Below are 16,259 nucleotides of genomic sequence, written 5' to 3'. Positions count from 1 at the left end.
AGCGCGACGTTTCCGCCTTCCACCTATTGGGATAACATCATTTCTGCTATTTGCGGCGAGCGGGCGTCCCGCTGGTTCCCGTCATTGAATGAGGCTACCGAGACGATGCATGAAATCGGCGACCAGCCGGTCGAAAGAGAGCGCCAGACCAGGTCTCCGCTGATCATCGGGGTGGGCGCCGCGCCGACAGCTCTGGATAGTGTCGAGCGGTTCTTGTCCAAGCTGACCGTGAGCGCCGACCAGGCCGTCGTGCTGGCGCTGCAACATCACGAGGCGCTCGACGAGCCGCGGCTGCGTCGGATCGTGCAGGATACCACCCGCGGCAAGATCGCCGACATCAGTGACGGCCAGACCATCGAGGGCGGCACGATCTATCTGTGCCCGCCGGCGATGATCACGACGATCCATGGCGGTCGCTTCGCGGTCCGCCCGGCCGAGCAGGCCCCCGGCGAGCGGGCCACGATCGACAGCTTCCTGGTGTCTCTGGCGGAAGAACGCGCCGAGCAATCGATCGGCGTGATCCTGTCCGGCGTCGGCGGCGATGGCACGCTGGGTACCGCGACTCTGAAGGATCACGGTGGTCTCGCCATCGCCGAGAAGGGCGCGAGCGACGAGGCTGATCATCTGAAAGAAGCCAACACGCCGGCGGCGATCGCCGACTACGTGCTCTCTCCGGAAGAGATTGCCGAGCACATCCAGGTCTATGCCCGTCACCTGCGGCGGCTGGAGGAGAAGCAGGGGTTCGACGAGGTGCTGGCCGCTGCGGCGGCCTCGCTGTCGCGCATCGCCGACATCCTGCGCAGCAAGACCGGTAATGATTTTCACGGCTACAAGCAGAACACCTTCCTGCGTCGCGTGCAGCGACGGATGCAGGTGGTCCAGATCGCCGACATCGCCGCCTATGTCGATTTCCTGCGCAACGACCAGGACGAGGCGCAGCATCTGTTCAACGATCTCTTGATCGGTGTCACCGAATTCTTCCGCGACAAGCGCGAATTCGATGTGCTCGAGAGTCAGATCGTCCCGAAGCTCTTCGAAGGCAAGGACGCGCGCCAGCAGGTTCGCGTCTGGGTGCTCGGATGCGCCACCGGAGAGGAGGCCTATTCCATAGCTATCCTCCTGCGCGAGCACATGGCCAAGATGGACTCGCCACCGCACGTTCAGATCTTCGCGACCGACATCGACGGACGGGCTCTGGCGACCGCACGCGTCGGCCGCTACCGCACCAATATCGAGGCGGACATGACCAGCGAGCGTCTGGCGCGCTGGTTCGTGCGGGAAGGCGATACCTATTGCGTGGTCAAGGAGCTGCGCGAGATGTGCATCTTCTCGCAGCATAACGTGATCAAGGACGCGCCGTTCTCGAAGCTCGATCTCGTCTCCTGCCGCAATCTGCTGATCTATCTCAATGCCGAATTGCAGAATCGGGTGATCCCGCTATTCCACTTCGCGCTTCTGCCGGATCGATTCCTGTTTCTCGGCAATTCCGAGAACGTCACGCGGCATCCAATACTTTTCGTGCCGATCGACCGCCGCGCCCGCATCTTCAAGAAGCTGGAAACCGGAACACGGCTGCCACCGGAATTTCCAATCACGACCGCTGCCGGGAGGGCGCCCGCCGAGGTGCCGCCGCTGCGCTCGTTCCGCCCCGACATCGGCCTGGAGCGCCGCGCACAGCGGATCGCCGAGCGCTACGCGCCCGCTTATGTCATCACTGACGGCAACTTTCAGGTCCTGCACTTCTCCGGGCGCACCGGCCGCTACATCGAGCCGACGGCAGGCGCCGCCACGCTCGATTTGCTCCAACTCGTCCACCGCGATCTCCGCCTGGACCTGCGCACCGTGCTGAGCCGCGCGGCGGAGACCAACGAGCCCGCCCATGCCGAGCAGGTGCAGCTCGGTGCCAACGGCCATCGCGTTCTCGTCGACATCATGGTTGAGCCGATCCAGGATGGCGGCGGCGACCACCGCAATTTCGTCGTTCTGTTCAAGGACGGGCCGGTGCGCAACACCGATGCCGGCGAGAGCAGGCCCAGCGCGCTGGTGCAGACCGAGCATGTCGAGCGTATCGAAGGCGAGCTGCGGGCGACGCGGGAGCGCCTTCAGGCAACCATCGAAGAGCTCGAAAGCACCAACGAGGAGCTGAAGTCCTCCAACGAGGAATACCAGTCGCTCAATGAAGAGCTTCAGTCGGCAAACGAAGAGCTCGAAACCTCACGCGAGGAATTGCAGTCGGTCAATGAGGAGCTGACCACCGTGAACGGCGAGCTGGCCCACCGCGTCCAGGAATTGACGCGCGCCACCAGCGACCTCGAGAATTTCCTGGAGAGCACGCAGATTGCCACCGTGTTCCTCGATAACGATTTGCGCGTGATGAACTTCACGCCGGCGATCACGCAGGTTCTGCATCTCGTCGAGACCGACACGGGGCGCCCCATCGCGCACATCAAGGCGCGCATCCCGATCGAGGAGCTCTATGACGACATTCGCGGCGTGCTGCGGACGCTTGCCACCGCTGAGCGCGAGCTCAGGGATCCGGACACCGGCACGCGCTACATCGTGCGCATCCTGCCCTATCGCAGCATCGACAATTTCATCGCGGGGGTCGTGATCACGTTCGTCGACGTCACCGCGATTACCCGCGCCGAGGAGCGGCAGCGCCTGCTTCTGGCCGAGCTCCAGCATCGGGTCCGCAACACGCTGGGCGTGGTGCGCTCGATCGCCCGTCGCACGGCTGATAGCAGTTCGACGGTCGAGGAATTTGCTTCCCATCTCGATGGCCGGCTCAACGCATTCGCTCGAACCCAGGCGCTGGTGACGCGCGATCCCGAGGGCGGCGTAGACCTCGAATACCTCGCGGTCGAAGAGCTGCTGGCCTATAATGCCAGGGAAGGAGAGCAGGTACGGGTCAGCGGCCCCACCGTGCGTTTTCAGTCGAAGGCCGCGGAAACCTTTGCCCTTGCCATTCACGAACTCGCAACCAACGCGCTGAAATACGGCGCCCTGAGCCGGCCGACCGGTCGCATCGAAATTTCCTGGCGCCTCGAGCAGGGCACGAACCCGGCGGAGCTGGTGTTCGAGTGGCGGGAGCGCGGCGGGCCGCCGGTTGCGCCGCCGCCGCATAAAGGATTTGGGACCGAGCTCCTGGAGCGCACACTCGCGTTCGAGTTCAAGGGGCAGACCACGATGGCATTCAATCCGAGGGGGCTGGAATGCACGATCACAATTCCTCTTAGCAAGCGAGCGTTTCATACACCGGCGGTGGCCAACTGATGCCCTTGTCGACGCTCGATCGCAGCCAGGTGGACCCGGTCATTCGCCGGCTGAACGTGCTGAGGCCGTTGTCGACGGACGCCCGCACCTCGCTCGAATACGCGATGCTCGAGGGAATCCAGCGCGCAGGGGCGGGCGAGGATCTGATCTCGGAGGGCGATCCGGTCGACAGCGTTCGCCTCGTGCTGTCGGGCTGGCTCTGCCGCTACAAGACGCTCGAGGATGGCCGGCGCCAGATCGTCAATTTTCTTTTTCCCGGCGAGAGTTGCGATGCGCACGCGTTCCTGCTGCCGGTGATGGATCATTCCATCGCGGCGATGACGCCGGTCGTCTACACCGAAATCAAGCGCGCGCGGTTCGAGAGTCTGGTGGCTGCCGACCGCTCGCTGACGGAAGCTTTCTTGTGCGAGACTCTCATCAACAGCGCCATCCAGCGCGAATGGGCCATCAATCTCGGCCGCCGGGTGGCCTTCGAGCGCGTGGCCCATTTGTTCTGCGAGATCATCGAGCGGCTGCGTCCAGTCGGCTTGGTCGAAGGCAATTCCTGCGTGATGCCGGTGACGCAAATGGATCTTGCGGACGCCACCGGCCTGTCGGTGGTTCATCTCAACCGCACGGTTCAGGAGTTGCGCGCCTCCGGCCTGATCGTGCTGCGCGATCGCACGTTGACCATCACCGATCTCGATGCGCTAAAGGACGCGGCGCTGTTCTCGCCGAGCTATCTGCAACTCTATCGACGGGCCTAAGCGTCTTCTCGGCTGTTCCGAGAGACTTGACCCAGGTTAGTGCTCGCGAATGTTTTTGAGCGGATGGCTGGTTTTGAGTAATCGACGTAACTTACGTAAAGGCAATTTCGTCCCGAATCTTCTATTGTCGTTCCATGATCGACGTCCTGCTTGCCCGCGCTGAGCGCGCGATCGAAGCAAGCCGCGCCCTCCGGGCGCAGCGCAGAGCGGTCGCGGATCAGCTTGATGACGCCACGCGCGAGGTGCGCCGGGTGGTGATGGAAAGCGCGATGCTGCGCTCGGAGCTCAAGGCCCTCCGCGACAACCGGGAAGAGCAGGACCTCAGATACGGCGCGCCGCCGGAATAGGGGCCGACGACGCCAAACGTGCAGCGCGCGCCGGGACGGCACCCCACTCAACGCCGCTTCGCTGCTTTGGAGCACCTGTTGTTAGGCGAGCGGTTGACGGGCTTCAGCGAAATGCCTTCGTGCCGCGCCTTGCTGCGAATGGCGGCGACCGGGTGATGCTCCGCCGCTTCGTTTCGCATCGGCAAAATCACGCACCGTTAACTTATTGAAATGCCGGAACCTGCGGTTGCGGCCGAAGCTGCCAACACTGCCGGGCTGGGCCGCCCCAACCGGCATGAACTGTGGCCCCGGCGCCGACCTCCCGCCGGGGCCAATTCCTCCCATCCCAATTCCTTCCATCTGAAGGGCTTTGTGAAAGTACAATGACCGCGAAACGCAACCGCAGGAAACAGACCCAATCGCTCCAGGAGCGGTTGGCGGCATTCGCCCAAACCGCTCGCGAGCGCGCGCGCAGCCTGCCACCCGGCAAGGAGCGCGACATGCTGCTTCAGCGCGCCAAGCAGAACGAGGTGACCTCGAACCTGACGGACTGGCTAAGCGAACCCGTCTACCCGAGACGGGGAGGATGATGATGCGGAGCATCAAGCACTACCGCGCGTTCCAGATCGATCCGGACGGGCGTGTGTTTGGATGCATCAACCTGGTCTGCGACGATGATGAGCAGGCCAAGCGCGAGGCCGCCTCGCTCGTGCTGGTGCACCGCATCGAATTGTGGCGGCTGGACCAGCGCATCGCGCAATTCGATGTGCCGCCGGAAGTTGTCCGCCAGTAGAGCAGCGAGACGAGAGCGAGAAGGAACCGCGCGCGGCGCCCCGGGTTGGTCGGACTGTACCGACCTCGCGAGGAGCCAGCATGACGGAAGCCGACATTCGCAAGGGGATGCCGCCCGTCAAGCTCTCGCGCGAGGCCTTCGAGCGCCGCTACAGGAGCCGGTTCGTCGATCCCGCCTTTGCACCGCTCCAGCGCGAGCTCGACGCCATCGTCGGTGCGGCCTGGGATGCCTACAGCAATTCACGCAAGGCCCCGCTGACACGAAAGGCGGGCACTGGATTCTCCGATCCCGATTACGACATCGCCGTCGACTGGCTCGACGCGCGCGCGAAGATTCTGGCAGCGCAGCGGCGCCATGACGACGCGGACGAGACGCCGCGCATCCTCATGATCAACGGCTCGGCCCGCAGCGAGCACACCTGTCCCGGCGAGATGTCCAAGACCTGGCGCCTGGTCGAGCTCGCCGAGCCTGTCTTTGCCGAGCTTGGATTTGCCGTCGACATCCTCGATCTGTCGCGCCTGGCTTCGGAGTTCGGCAAGACGATCCATCCCTGCAAATCCTGCGTCGGAACCGCGATGCCGCTCTGCCACTGGCCGTGCAGCTGCTATCCTAACTATTCGCTGGGGCAGACCGACGACTGGATGAACGATATCTATCCGCTGTGGGTCGCGGCCCACGGCATCCTGATCGTGACGCCGGTGAACTGGTATCACGTGCCCGCCGGACTGAAGGCGATGATGGATCGCATGGTCTGCGCCGACGGCGGCAATCCCGATCCGACTTCGACCCACGGCAAGAAGGCTGCCGAGGCGAAGGCGCTGGAGCTGAAGGGCTGGCCCTATCCGCGCCATCTCGCCGGCCGTCATTTCGGCCTTGTCGTTCACGGCGATGCGGTCGGTGCCGAGGGCGTGCGCCGGGCGTTGTCGGATTGGTTGACCGACATGCAGCTGATCTCGGCGGGCCGCTTCGCCGAACTCGATGGCTATGTCGGCTACATGGAGCCATACGCCACCTCGCACCGCGACCTCGATGACGACAGGGCATTCCAGACGGAGGTGCAGAACGTCGCGCGCGCGCTCGGCAATGCGGTCCGCCTGGCGCGGAGCGGACAGCTTCGCGAGCCCGGTGCGGGCCTGTCGGATTCAAACCCCAAATGAAGCCAAACTCCAGATGACTCGGAATGGTCAGCCGTATGATTGCCTGATCGTCGGCGGCGGCCCCGCCGGGCTGATGGCCGCGATCTACCTCGCGCGATTTCGGCGCCGCGTCTGTGTCGTGGACGCGGGCGCGAGCCGGGCGGCGCTGATCCCGCGCAGTCACAATGTGCCGGGCTTCGTCCATGGCCTGTCCGGTACCGACCTGCTCGCGCGCATGTCCGCGCAACTGGGCGAGCTCGCGGTCACGCGCGTTGATGCCGAGGTCACAGCCTTGCGGCGACACGAGCGAGGTTTTCAGGCGATCTGGAACGGCGGCGCGCATACGGCCGCCACCGTCATCCTTGCCAGCGGCATCGTCGACGCCCATCCGCCGTTCGACGAATGGCGCGCGGCGGTCGCGGATGGGCTGTTGCGCTACTGCCCCGTCTGCGATGCCTTCGAGGCGATCGACCGCCGTATCGGCATCGTCGGTCCGCTTCACCGGGCCGCCGGCAAGGCGCTCTTCATGCGCGGCTACTCGCGCGACGTGACGCTGCTGGCAACGGGCGAGCATGACGGGAATGCCGCGGCACCGGAGCTGAATGAAGCGGGTGTCGAGATTGTCGTCGCGCCCGGCCTGCGCCTGAGGCGGCGAGACGAGGGCGTTGAAGCCGTCTTCGCCGATGGCCGGACGGCGCAATTCGAGATGGTCTACCCGGTGATGGGTGCGGAAGTGCGCTCGCATCTCGCGATGACGCTTGGGGCCGAACACACCGAAGACGGCCATCTGAAAGTCGACGACCATCAGCGCACCTCGATCGACGGGCTCTACGGCATCGGCGACGTCGTCACCGACCTGCACCAGATCTCGGTCGCGTTCGGCCACGCCGCGCTCGCCGCCTGCACGATCCACAACAGCCTGCCGCGGCGGCTGGCATGAGGAACGGGGTATCGGACATTGGCAACAGAATCATCCTCGAAGACCGCGGTCTATGCGGCGCTGTTCGGCAATGTCCTGGTCGCGGTCACGAAGATCGGCGCCGCCGCGTGGACGGGAAGTTCGGCCATGACGAGCGAAGCAGTGCATTCGCTCGTCGACACGACCAACGAGATCCTGCTGCTCTACGGCTACCGGCGCGCGAGCCGTTCGCCCGACGAATCCCATCCGCTCGGCTATGGGCGCGAGCTGTATTTCTGGAGCTTCATCGTTGCGCTGCTGATCTTCGCCCTGGGCGCCGGGGTCTCGCTGTATCAGGGCATTCTGCATGTCGCCGCACCCGAGCCGATCGAAAGTCCGATCGTCAGCTTCGTGGTGCTCGGGCTGTCGTTCCTGTTTGAAGGCGGCTCCTGGCTGGTTGCCCTGCGGCGCTTCCGCTCGGACGGTCGGCGGTTCGGATGTTACCAGGCTTTCGTTCGCAGCAAGGATCCTCCGGCATTCATGGTGCTGCTCGAGGACAGTGCGGCGCTGGTCGGCATCGCCATTGCCGCGGCGGCCACCGCGGCCGCCGTATGGCTGAGCCAGCCGGTCTGGGACGGGATCGGTTCGATCCTGATCGGGATATTGCTGGCGATCGTGTCGATCGGTCTCGCGCGCGAGAGCAAGAGCCTGCTGATCGGCGAGCCCGCCGATCCGGAGCTTGCGCGATCGATCCTCGACATCGCAAGGCATTCGCCCGGCGTGCTCAGGGCCAACGGCCTTCTGACGGTTCAGCTGTCGCCGGCCGAAATCGTTGCGGCGCTGAGCATCGAATTTGCGGATGACAAGCGCGCCGACGATATCGAGCGATGCGTCGTTTCGATCGAGGCCGAGATACGCAAACGCCATCCGAGCGTGGCGGCGCTGTTCATCAAGCCGCAGACCGATGCTCGCTACCGGGCCGTGCGCGCGAGGCGTTACGGCTAGCTCTTTGCGAGGTTCCCTGGACGTCACAATCGGCACGACGGCAGGAACGATCACAACATCCCCCTGGTTGACCGGGGCAGGGGGCGAGCATTGGAGACACCGGATGGCTCAATCCGAAGACATGACGCGCTGCATCGCGCTCTGCATGAGCTGCTACCAGACCTGCCTCGGCACGGCGATGAACCATTGCCTCGAGACCGGCGGCAAGCACGTCGAGCCCAAGCATTTCCGCCTGATGATGGCATGCGCCGAAATGTGCCGGACGGCGGCGCATTTCATGCTGATCAATACGCCGCATCACCGGCATACGTGCGGCGAATGCGCCGAAATCTGCAGCGAATGCGCCGAGGATTGCGAGCGGGTCGGCGGCATGGACGAGTGCGTCGCCATGTGCCGCTCCTGCGCACAATCCTGCCGTGCGATGGCGGCCTGAGGACAAGCCCATGCTGGAAGAGAAACTCACGGAAGCCATCGTCGAGGAGCTGAAGCGGCAGGCGGCCAACCGGCCGCAATCGCTGAAGGTCGAACGCGCGGAGGATGCCAAAGCCTCGGAGGAGCTGATCGTCAACGGCAAGATCGACTTGGCCGCGCTGGTCATGGTGATCGCGGGGTCGGTCGCCGGCGGGCCTTAAGTCCAGCCGTCGACGGCGCCCTTAGCCATATTCCTCGCCGATACCGTATTCCCGGTAGATCTCCAGCGGATCGAGGTCGGGAAACAGCCGGCATTTGGCCTGGGCGAGATGCAGGGTCACAGCCGCCGGCTCCTTGCCGTTCGCGAGCATCTTGCGGATGTCGTCCATATGCGCGCTCGGCTGGTGCTTGGTGTCGAGCTGCTCCAGCGCGACCAGCGCAGTCGCCAGCGCCTCGGTCAGAACCCAGTCGTCGTGGCCGGTGATTCCCTTCTTCGGCATCGGCAGACCCCACATGTGGCGGCCCCAGTCTATCGGCAGTTCGGCCAAATCTCCAAGGAGCCGTTGCAGCCAGCAGGCACGCGGAAGGCACCGGCGGCCGTGCTCCGGCTTGCATTATGGCCGGGCGTGGCTAAAAGGCGGCATTGCCGGGGCAATAGTATCTTTGTCGAAACAAAGTTGGCGTAGACGGGCCTGCATGGCATTCAGGCCGGCTGTTCCGGTCTGGGCTCCTGATCCCCGCATTTGCAACACGGTCCGGTTGCGCCACCCTTCAAGGCTTGAGCCCGCATGGTCTTTCTAAGCTTCGTCTATCGCTTCGTGACCAACTTCGCATTCATGGCGATGGTCTATTTCAGCCTGAATTTCATGGAGAAATACCAGAACCGGGCGATCATCGCGATCCTCGTGCTGGTCTATACCGGCATGCGTGCAGCTTCGACGCTGCGGGCGTTCTACTTCTACCAGAAGATCGAGAAGCTGGAAGCCGAGACCAAGCGCCTTCAGGCCCCGCTCAATGACGGCGCGGGCGGAACGAGTGTGCGCAAGCAGGTCGTGGTTGACGTCGCCCGGCTCAGGCGCGACGGCGAGGTCAAGTCCTATATGGACCTGTTCTTCTTGGCGTTGATCGTGTTGCTCTGCGTCGCCAACATCATGCGACAGTAGGCTCTACTGCGCGCGCTTCTTCAGGCTCGCCACACGGGTCGGGCGCGGCGCAGTGCTCTTAGGCGTAATGCTCTTGGGCGCAGTGCTCTTGGCTGCAGTGCCCTCGGCCTCTGCGGCATGCTTCGGTGTGCCACGAACAGCGTGCGCGGTGCGGGCAGCGCGCGACTTGCCGGCTTTGCCCTTGGCCGCACGGGGCGTCTCGGCCGCCATTGCCAGGCGCGTCGCGGCACGCCGCGACAAGGTCGTCGACAGCAGCACCTCGACCGAGCCCTCGGGGATCGCAAAGAGATCGCGGCCGGGCACGGGCAGGGTGGCCGCGACATTGGCGAGCGCCATGGTCTTGCGCGGCAGCAGCGGTTGATGTGCGGTCTGCGCGTTGAGGTCGGCCAGCGCGGGCGCCGCAAGCGTCTCGGTCTGCGCGAACACGAAGTTCGGCACGGCGGGCCAGCGCGCGATCGGTGTGGTCTCGGTCGGCGGATGCAGCAGCCATTCCACCGGTGTCGTCGGCGTCGCCGGATGCTCGGCGGTCGCGGGCACCACGTGCACGATGCGATAGCCGCGCGCCTTGAGGTCGCGGATGATCTTCGGCAGCGCCGCCACCGTGCGGGCCTGGATGTCGTGCAGCAGCAGGATGCCCTTGCCCTTGGCCTCAAGCCGCTGCATCGCGAGCTGATAGACGCGATCGGACGACACATGGCGCCAGTCGTCGGCCGGGAAATCGGCGCTCCAGACCTGGATGCCGCGCGAGATCAGAAGGTTCTCGACGCCGTCGGCGCGCATCAGGCCGGGAATGCGGAAGAACGGCGCGAGCTTGGACGGATCGGTCATCGCGGCCGATGTCCACTCGATGCCGCCATTGATTTGCGCCTCGGCCTTGTCGAGCGGCATCCGGTCCATTGTGAGCGGATGCGTCATGCTGTGCGTGCCGACGGTATGGCCCGCCGCGACCAGCTTGCGCACGCCTTCCGGGTTCGCCTTGGCCTGTTCGCCGATGATGAAGAAGGTCGCCTTGATGCATTCGTCGGCGAGGATCTGCAGGACCTGGTTGGAATATTTAGGCAACGGACCGTCGTCGAAGGTCAGGACGACTTCATGGTCCTTCAGCGGCAGCGTCTCGCGGTACTGCATGGTACCGATGCGGGGATGCTCGTGCGGATCGACCACGAGGGTGCGGGAGGTCCCGAGCGCGTCCGGATGGCCGGCGCAGTCGGCCGCAATCGCCGGCGAGCCGATGGTCAGGACACCCAAACATCCGCCGAGGAATCCGCCAAAGCAAAGGACGATCCACGATCGCGTCCGGGCAACAAGGCTACTTCCGATCATGAACCCCGTCTGCCCTCTTACGCGATTGCCGCCATAGTAGGTCGGAGACATCGGCAAACGGTTCAGGCGCAAGAACCCCGACCCAGAACCCTGCCGCGACAAGTCCCCTCGATACTTGCATGGCGTAGCATGAACAGACTGTTAATAGGGCCTAAATCACCCCATTTTGCGCCAGCGTGACATTCCGGCATCAACGTGCGTCGGCATTCTTCTGTGAGGTGCCCGCCGGCACGACGTGAACCACCCGATAGCCGTTCTCCCTCAGATACCGCAGGAAGGCCGGCATGATCGCGGCCGTGCGCGCCTTGGGATCGTGGAACAGGATGATACCCTTGCCGGCGGCGGCGAGCCGCTCGGTGACGAGCTTCAATTCCTGCTCCGGCGTCATCTCGTTCCAGTCGCTGGCCCACAGGTCAGCCCCGAACACCACGATGCCGCGGGACTGGAGGAGGTCGAGCTCGGCTTGCGTTGCCTCGAAATAAGGAAACCGGAAGAACGGCGTCGACGGTGTCGTAGTCGGCGTGCCGTGCAGCGCCATCTCGTCGGCGGCAATGCCGCGGTCGATTTCGCTCTTCGCCTTGTCGAGCGGGATCCGCGCCATGAACGGATGCGAGAAAGTGTGGTGGCCGATGCTGTGGCCCTCGCGGGCGATGCGCTTGACCATGTCAGGGTGTTCGGAGGCGTGCAGGCCGATCAGGAAGAAGGTCGCGCGCACGCATTCCTGCGCCAGCGCCGCCAATACCTTCGACGTCGTCGGCGGATGCGGTCCGTCGTCGAAGGTCAGCACGACCTCGTGATCGGCGAGGGGCAACGTCTGCGGAAAGCTCTTCAGGCCCACGCGCGGCGTGGTCTTGGCGTCGACGCTCAGAATGCGGGAGGTGCCGAGCGCGTCCTTGCGCGGGCACTCGGCGGCTTCGGTCGAGACGATGCCGCTGAGGGCCGCGAGGGCTGCGCCTGCCGCCATCGAGGTCCGCCTCAGTCGAAGCATCTTTGTCATTGCGCTCAGAGTTGCCTTGTGGGTATTGCCTGAACCAACAGCTCAGACCACTCGTTCCAACCTGTCGGACGGCGAGGCGCGCCATGGATGAACATCTGGACGGTGCCGCGTCTGCCGCGGAATCGGTACTCGACCACGTGCCGATGCGCAATGAAGACGGCGAAATTCGTCACGAATTCGTCGCGGAAATTGCCCATGCGATCGAGGCCGGCGACAGCGCCGCGTTGCGCGCTTGCGTTGCCGAGCTGCACGAGGCCGATCTCGGCGATCTCATTGGGGCTCTCGAGCCCGACGATCGGGTCCGCCTGGTCGAACTGACGGGGCGCGATTTCGACTTCTCCGCGCTGAACGAGCTCGATGAGGGCGTGCGCGAGGAGATCCTCGAGGAACTGCCGCCGCAGACGGTCGCCGAAGGTGTGCTCGAGCTCGAATCCGACGACGCGGTCGAGCTGCTGGAAACGCTCGATCAGGCCGATCAGGAGGAGATCCTCGAGAAGCTGCCGCTCAGGGAGCGCGTCGTGCTCGAGCGCAGCCTGCTTTATCCGGAAAATTCCGCCGGTCGCCGGATGCAGACCGAGTTCATCGCGGTGCCGCAGGATTTCACCGTGGGACAGGCGATCGACTACATGCGCGAGACGCCGGATTTGCCTGACCGCTTCTACGAGATCTACGTCGTCGACAAGGAGCAGCACTGGCAGGGCGCGGTCTCGCTCGACGTCCTGCTGCGCGCCCGCCGCCCGGTGGCGCTTGCCGAGCTGACCGACGAGGATCGCCGCCGCGTCTCCGTCCTGGAGGACCAGGAGGAGGTGGCGCGCATGTTCGGCAAGTACAATCTCGTCGCGGCCCCGGTGCTCGACACCCAGGACCGCCTCGTCGGCGTCATCACCGTCGATGACGTCGTCGACGTCATCGAGGAAGAGGCGGATGAGGACCTCAAGGCGCTCGGCGGCGTCAACAGCGACGAAGAACTATCCGATACCGTGTTCACCATTGCACGCGCGCGGTTCAACTGGCTGCTGGTCAATCTCGCCACCGCCTTCCTGGCGTCCTCCGTGCTCGGCCTGTTCGAGGGACAGCTCGAGAAGATGGTGGCGCTCGCCGTGCTGGCGCCGATCGTCGCAAGCCAAGGCGGCAATGCCGCGACCCAGACCATGACGGTCGCGGTGCGGGCGCTGGCGACGCGCGAGCTCGGCTCCTCCAATGCCTGGCGCGTGGTGGTCCGCGAGGGCCTGGTCGGCCTCGTCAACGGTCTCGCCTTTGCCGTGATCACGGGCGTCGCCGCGGTGGCCTGGTTCAGAATCCCGGGTCTCGGCATGGTCATCGGGCTCGCCATCATCGTGAACCTGTTCGCCGGCGCGCTCGGGGGCATCCTGATCCCGATGGCGCTCGAACGTGTGCGAGCCGATCCGGCGGTGGCGTCAGGCACGTTCGTGACAACGGTCACCGACGTTGTCGGCTTCTTCTCCTTCCTGGGAATTGCGACGCTGTGGTTCGGGTTGAGGTAGGAGCTGTTGAAGTCCCTAGCCTGGATGGAGCGAAGCGTAATCCCGGGCCGCTGCGTCGGCTCGATAGACGCCGCGGATTGCGCTGCGCTCCATCCGGGCTACTGGCCATCATCTTTAATCCGAACTTAAGCGAGCTGCCGCATCATCGTTCCCGCTTGGGGGAATGAGCATGCGTGTGCGGCTGAAGGCGGACGGACGGATCGTCGAGTTGCGGGACGGGCAGGAGTTTCCGGTCCAGCCGTTTCCAATCCAGCCGGTATCTAACGCAGCGCCGGCCGAAGCCAGCTCGCTCGCCGTGCGCGATTTGCGCCGCCGCGCCTGCCTGACCCAGATGGAGTTCGCGGCCAAGCTCGGCGTTCCCGTCGAGACCATCCGCAACTGGGAGCAGGGCAAGCGGGCCCCGCGGGGACCCGCCCGCGCGCTGCTCGCCGTGATCGCGCATGCGCCCGATACCGTGTTCCAGGCGCTCGCCAAAGCCTGAGCTCAAGGCCTGACGTCAAGGTCTGACGTCAAGGCTGTGCGCGAACCTCCCGTTAGCATTGCGCGCAAGATCCGGCCCGGCGGCCGGTGTCGTCCGTTGGCAGTGTCGCCCGCCGGGTTCATAATGACGCCGAGATCATGATTTGGGGCGACCGCGACAGAGAGGATTCCTCATGCTGTTCGTCGAGACCAAGGGCGCAAGAATACCGGCGATTGGGCTCGGGACCTGGGAGCTGAGCGGGCGCATGTGCGCCCGTGTGGTCGAGCAGGCGCTGCGGCTCGGCTATCGCCACATCGATACCGCACAGGTCTACGAGAATGAACGCGAGGTCGGCGACGGCTTGCGCGCCTCCGGCGTGCGCCGCGACGACATCTTCCTGACCACAAAAGTCTGGACCAACCATTTCGCGCCCCACGATCTCGAGCGCTCGGTCAAGGAGAGCCTGGCGCGCATGCGACTTCCCTCCGTTGATCTCCTGCTGCTGCACTGGCCCAATTCGCACGTGCCGCTGGAGGAGACGCTGGGCGCACTGTCGCATGCCAAGCGCATGGGCCTGACCCGCCACATCGGCGTCTCCAATTTCACCGTCGCGCTGATCGAGCAGGCGGTGGCGTTGTCGCCGGAGCCGCTGGCCTGCAACCAGGTCGAATACCATCCTTATCTCGACCAGGCGAAGGTGCGGGCGGCCTGCGATCAGCACGGGCTCGCCCTGGTCGCCTACAGCCCGATCGCCAAGGGGCGGATCAAGACCGACCAGACGCTTGCGGAGATCGGGCGGCTCCATCGCAAGACGCCGGCGCAGGTCTGCCTGCGCTGGCTGGTGCAACAGAATGTCGCTGCAATCCCGCGCACCTCGCGCGTCGAACGCCTGTCGGAAAACATCGAGATCTTCGATTTCGAGCTTTCCGACGACGAGATGGCCCAGATCGCCGCGCTGGCCAGTCCCAGGGGCCGCCTGACCGATTTCGGCTTCGCGCCAAAATGGGATTGAGAGGGGGCTGCCGTATGCTAGGACCAGCTTGGCAACCTGAAGTCAGGCGATGGAACTGCGGAAGATCATACGGACGGACATTGCAGCGTCGGCGATCGCCCATCTGACGCTGGTCGCGCTGATCATCGTGATCAGCGAAGTCCGTCCGTTTCACGCCAGCCCGCCCGAATCGGTTTCCGTCAGCATCGTGACGCCGGAGCAAGTGAAGCAGGAGGAGGCCAAGGCCGAGGAGAAGGCCGAAGAAAAGCTCAAGGCAAAGCCGCCGGAGCCGATCCCTGACCTGAAACTGCCGAAGCTGGATTTCACCGACAAGGACAAGGCGGCGGCCGCGCCGAAGCCCGAGGCAAAGCAACAGGCCGCGGCACAGTCCTCGAAGCAGCAGGCTTCGAAGCAGCAGGCCTCGCCTGAACCGCCGCAGCAGAAACAGCCGCAGGCCCAGCCTTCGCAGACGCCGCCGCAGCAGCAGCGCGAGGCAAATGCGCAGACGCAACCGCAGCCTCAACAGCCACAGCCATCGCAGTCGCCGCCGCCTCAGGCGACGCCGCAGCCCCCGACCCCGCAGCCCCCGGCGCCACAGCTACTGCCACAAGCGATGCAGCAGCCGGAGGCCGCGCTGCCGCCGTCCTATCAGGCGCCGGAGCCCGACGTCACCGTCAAATACGGTGTCATGCTCGGCCTGCCGCCGGAATTGCCGACGGAGCTGCCGAAAGACGCCCCCAAGGACGATGGCGGCGATGCCAAGGATTCAATCGCGGCGAAGCTGCCGGCCGAAATCATCGCCGAACTGCGTCGTCACTTGCGAAGCTGCGCCAAGCTGCCGGCGGGCGTCGCGCCGACCGACAACGTCAACATCAAGCTGCGCACGGTGCTCGCGACCGACGGCACGCTGGCGCGCGAGCCGATCCTGATCGAAGCCCCGCCGTCCGCAAAGGGCGTGGCGCTCGTGAAGTCCGCCATGAGCGCGCTTCAGGCCTGCCAGCCCTACAAGATGCTGCCGGCCGACAAATACGGGGAATGGAAGGTGATGGACCTGCCGTTCAGCCCACGGGATTTCGGTGGATAGCAGATCATCGGGCTACGGGACCGCCTCTGTGTGTCGCCTCTGTCAATCCGCCGCCGCCAAAATATTCCACGTTACCGAAATTCGGAAACGGCGTATGTGTCGCTCATCCCGGCTCATCCTTGAGGGGCGATCTCGTTGTCGTCTTGAT

The 16,259-nt window shown here is 64.8% G+C and carries 18 protein-coding genes; 15 read left to right on the top strand and 3 right to left on the bottom strand.

Translation table 11 applies throughout. The features are described 5' to 3' along the window. Positions 1–105 precede the first annotated feature (105 nt). The 10 genes from AC0L21_RS35880 (at position 106) to AC0L21_RS35835 (ending at position 8,809) form a co-directional block, all read left to right on the top strand. Positions 106–3,273, top strand: coding sequence for a CheR family methyltransferase (locus AC0L21_RS35880; protein WP_473266546.1), 3,168 nt, complete (start codon positions 106–108; stop codon positions 3,271–3,273). Continuing rightward, complete coding sequence (locus AC0L21_RS35875; RefSeq protein ID WP_473266544.1) at positions 3,273–4,019, top strand: Crp/Fnr family transcriptional regulator; 747 nt, start codon at positions 3,273–3,275, stop codon at positions 4,017–4,019. The genes AC0L21_RS35880 and AC0L21_RS35875 overlap by 1 nt, the downstream gene beginning before the upstream one ends. Positions 4,020–4,153: 134 nt before the next feature. Continuing rightward, positions 4,154–4,366, top strand: coding sequence for a hypothetical protein (locus AC0L21_RS35870; protein WP_473266541.1), 213 nt, complete (start codon positions 4,154–4,156; stop codon positions 4,364–4,366). A 362-nt stretch (positions 4,367–4,728) separates the two neighbouring features. Further along, positions 4,729–4,935, top strand: coding sequence for a hypothetical protein (locus AC0L21_RS35865; protein WP_018455208.1), 207 nt, complete (start codon positions 4,729–4,731; stop codon positions 4,933–4,935). Positions 4,936–4,937: 2 nt separating this feature from the next. Next, complete coding sequence (locus AC0L21_RS35860) at positions 4,938–5,138, top strand: hypothetical protein (protein ID WP_473266539.1); 201 nt, start codon at positions 4,938–4,940, stop codon at positions 5,136–5,138. 80 nt (positions 5,139–5,218) lie between these two features. Next, positions 5,219–6,295 carry a flavodoxin family protein gene (locus AC0L21_RS35855; protein ID WP_473266537.1) on the top strand — a complete coding sequence of 359 codons (1,077 nt, stop codon included), beginning with the start codon at positions 5,219–5,221 and terminating at the stop codon, positions 6,293–6,295. A 13-nt stretch (positions 6,296–6,308) separates the two neighbouring features. Continuing rightward, positions 6,309–7,214, top strand: a complete 906-nt coding sequence (locus tag AC0L21_RS35850) for an NAD(P)/FAD-dependent oxidoreductase (protein WP_473266577.1) — start codon at positions 6,309–6,311, stop codon at positions 7,212–7,214. A gap of 18 nt (positions 7,215–7,232) precedes the next feature. After that, positions 7,233–8,177, top strand: coding sequence for a cation diffusion facilitator family transporter (locus AC0L21_RS35845; RefSeq protein WP_473266535.1), 945 nt, complete (start codon positions 7,233–7,235; stop codon positions 8,175–8,177). Positions 8,178–8,280: 103 nt separating this feature from the next. Further along, positions 8,281–8,610 carry a four-helix bundle copper-binding protein gene (locus tag AC0L21_RS35840; protein ID WP_007611368.1) on the top strand — a complete coding sequence of 110 codons (330 nt, stop codon included), beginning with the start codon at positions 8,281–8,283 and terminating at the stop codon, positions 8,608–8,610. Between the two features lie 10 nt (positions 8,611–8,620). Further along, on the top strand, positions 8,621–8,809 hold the full coding sequence (locus AC0L21_RS35835) for a hypothetical protein (protein ID WP_473266534.1): 189 nt from the start codon (positions 8,621–8,623) through the stop codon (positions 8,807–8,809). 21 nt (positions 8,810–8,830) lie between these two features. Here AC0L21_RS35835 and AC0L21_RS35830 read toward each other — a convergent pair whose 3' ends face one another. Further along, entirely contained in the window at positions 8,831–9,088 is a 258-nt protein-coding gene (locus AC0L21_RS35830; protein ID WP_240543306.1) for a hypothetical protein, read from the bottom strand. A 288-nt stretch (positions 9,089–9,376) separates the two neighbouring features. On the opposite strand from AC0L21_RS35830, the gene AC0L21_RS35825 reads away from it, so the two are divergent. Further along, entirely contained in the window at positions 9,377–9,751 is a 375-nt protein-coding gene (locus AC0L21_RS35825) for a hypothetical protein (RefSeq protein ID WP_456769543.1), read from the top strand. 3 nt (positions 9,752–9,754) lie between these two features. Here AC0L21_RS35825 and AC0L21_RS35820 read toward each other — a convergent pair whose 3' ends face one another. Next, the gene (locus tag AC0L21_RS35820) at positions 9,755–11,074 is read right to left on the bottom strand and encodes a polysaccharide deacetylase family protein (RefSeq protein ID WP_473266531.1); all 1,320 of its coding nucleotides are present in this window, start codon (positions 11,072–11,074) and stop codon (positions 9,755–9,757) included. Positions 11,075–11,264: 190 nt separating this feature from the next. Beyond that, positions 11,265–12,038, bottom strand: coding sequence for a polysaccharide deacetylase family protein (locus tag AC0L21_RS35815; RefSeq protein ID WP_473266527.1), 774 nt, complete (start codon positions 12,036–12,038; stop codon positions 11,265–11,267). 116 nt (positions 12,039–12,154) lie between these two features. Between AC0L21_RS35815 and mgtE the strand changes: the two genes are divergently transcribed. From mgtE to AC0L21_RS35795, 4 genes are all read left to right on the top strand, one after another. Beyond that, the gene (mgtE, locus tag AC0L21_RS35810) at positions 12,155–13,576 is read left to right on the top strand and encodes a magnesium transporter (protein ID WP_473266525.1); all 1,422 of its coding nucleotides are present in this window, start codon (positions 12,155–12,157) and stop codon (positions 13,574–13,576) included. 163 nt (positions 13,577–13,739) lie between these two features. Then, positions 13,740–14,057 carry a helix-turn-helix domain-containing protein gene (locus AC0L21_RS35805; RefSeq protein ID WP_027518447.1) on the top strand — a complete coding sequence of 106 codons (318 nt, stop codon included), beginning with the start codon at positions 13,740–13,742 and terminating at the stop codon, positions 14,055–14,057. A gap of 172 nt (positions 14,058–14,229) precedes the next feature. Further along, positions 14,230–15,048, top strand: a complete 819-nt coding sequence (locus AC0L21_RS35800) for an aldo/keto reductase (RefSeq protein WP_473266521.1) — start codon at positions 14,230–14,232, stop codon at positions 15,046–15,048. A gap of 49 nt (positions 15,049–15,097) precedes the next feature. After that, positions 15,098–16,111, top strand: a complete 1,014-nt coding sequence (locus tag AC0L21_RS35795) for a hypothetical protein (RefSeq protein ID WP_473266519.1) — start codon at positions 15,098–15,100, stop codon at positions 16,109–16,111. The last annotated feature ends 148 nt before the right edge of the window (positions 16,112–16,259 follow it).

The organism is Bradyrhizobium sp. WSM4873, from assembly GCF_055811355.1.
Note: the sequence above shows the minus strand (reverse complement) of the source record. Positions and strands in the feature narration are given on the sequence as shown.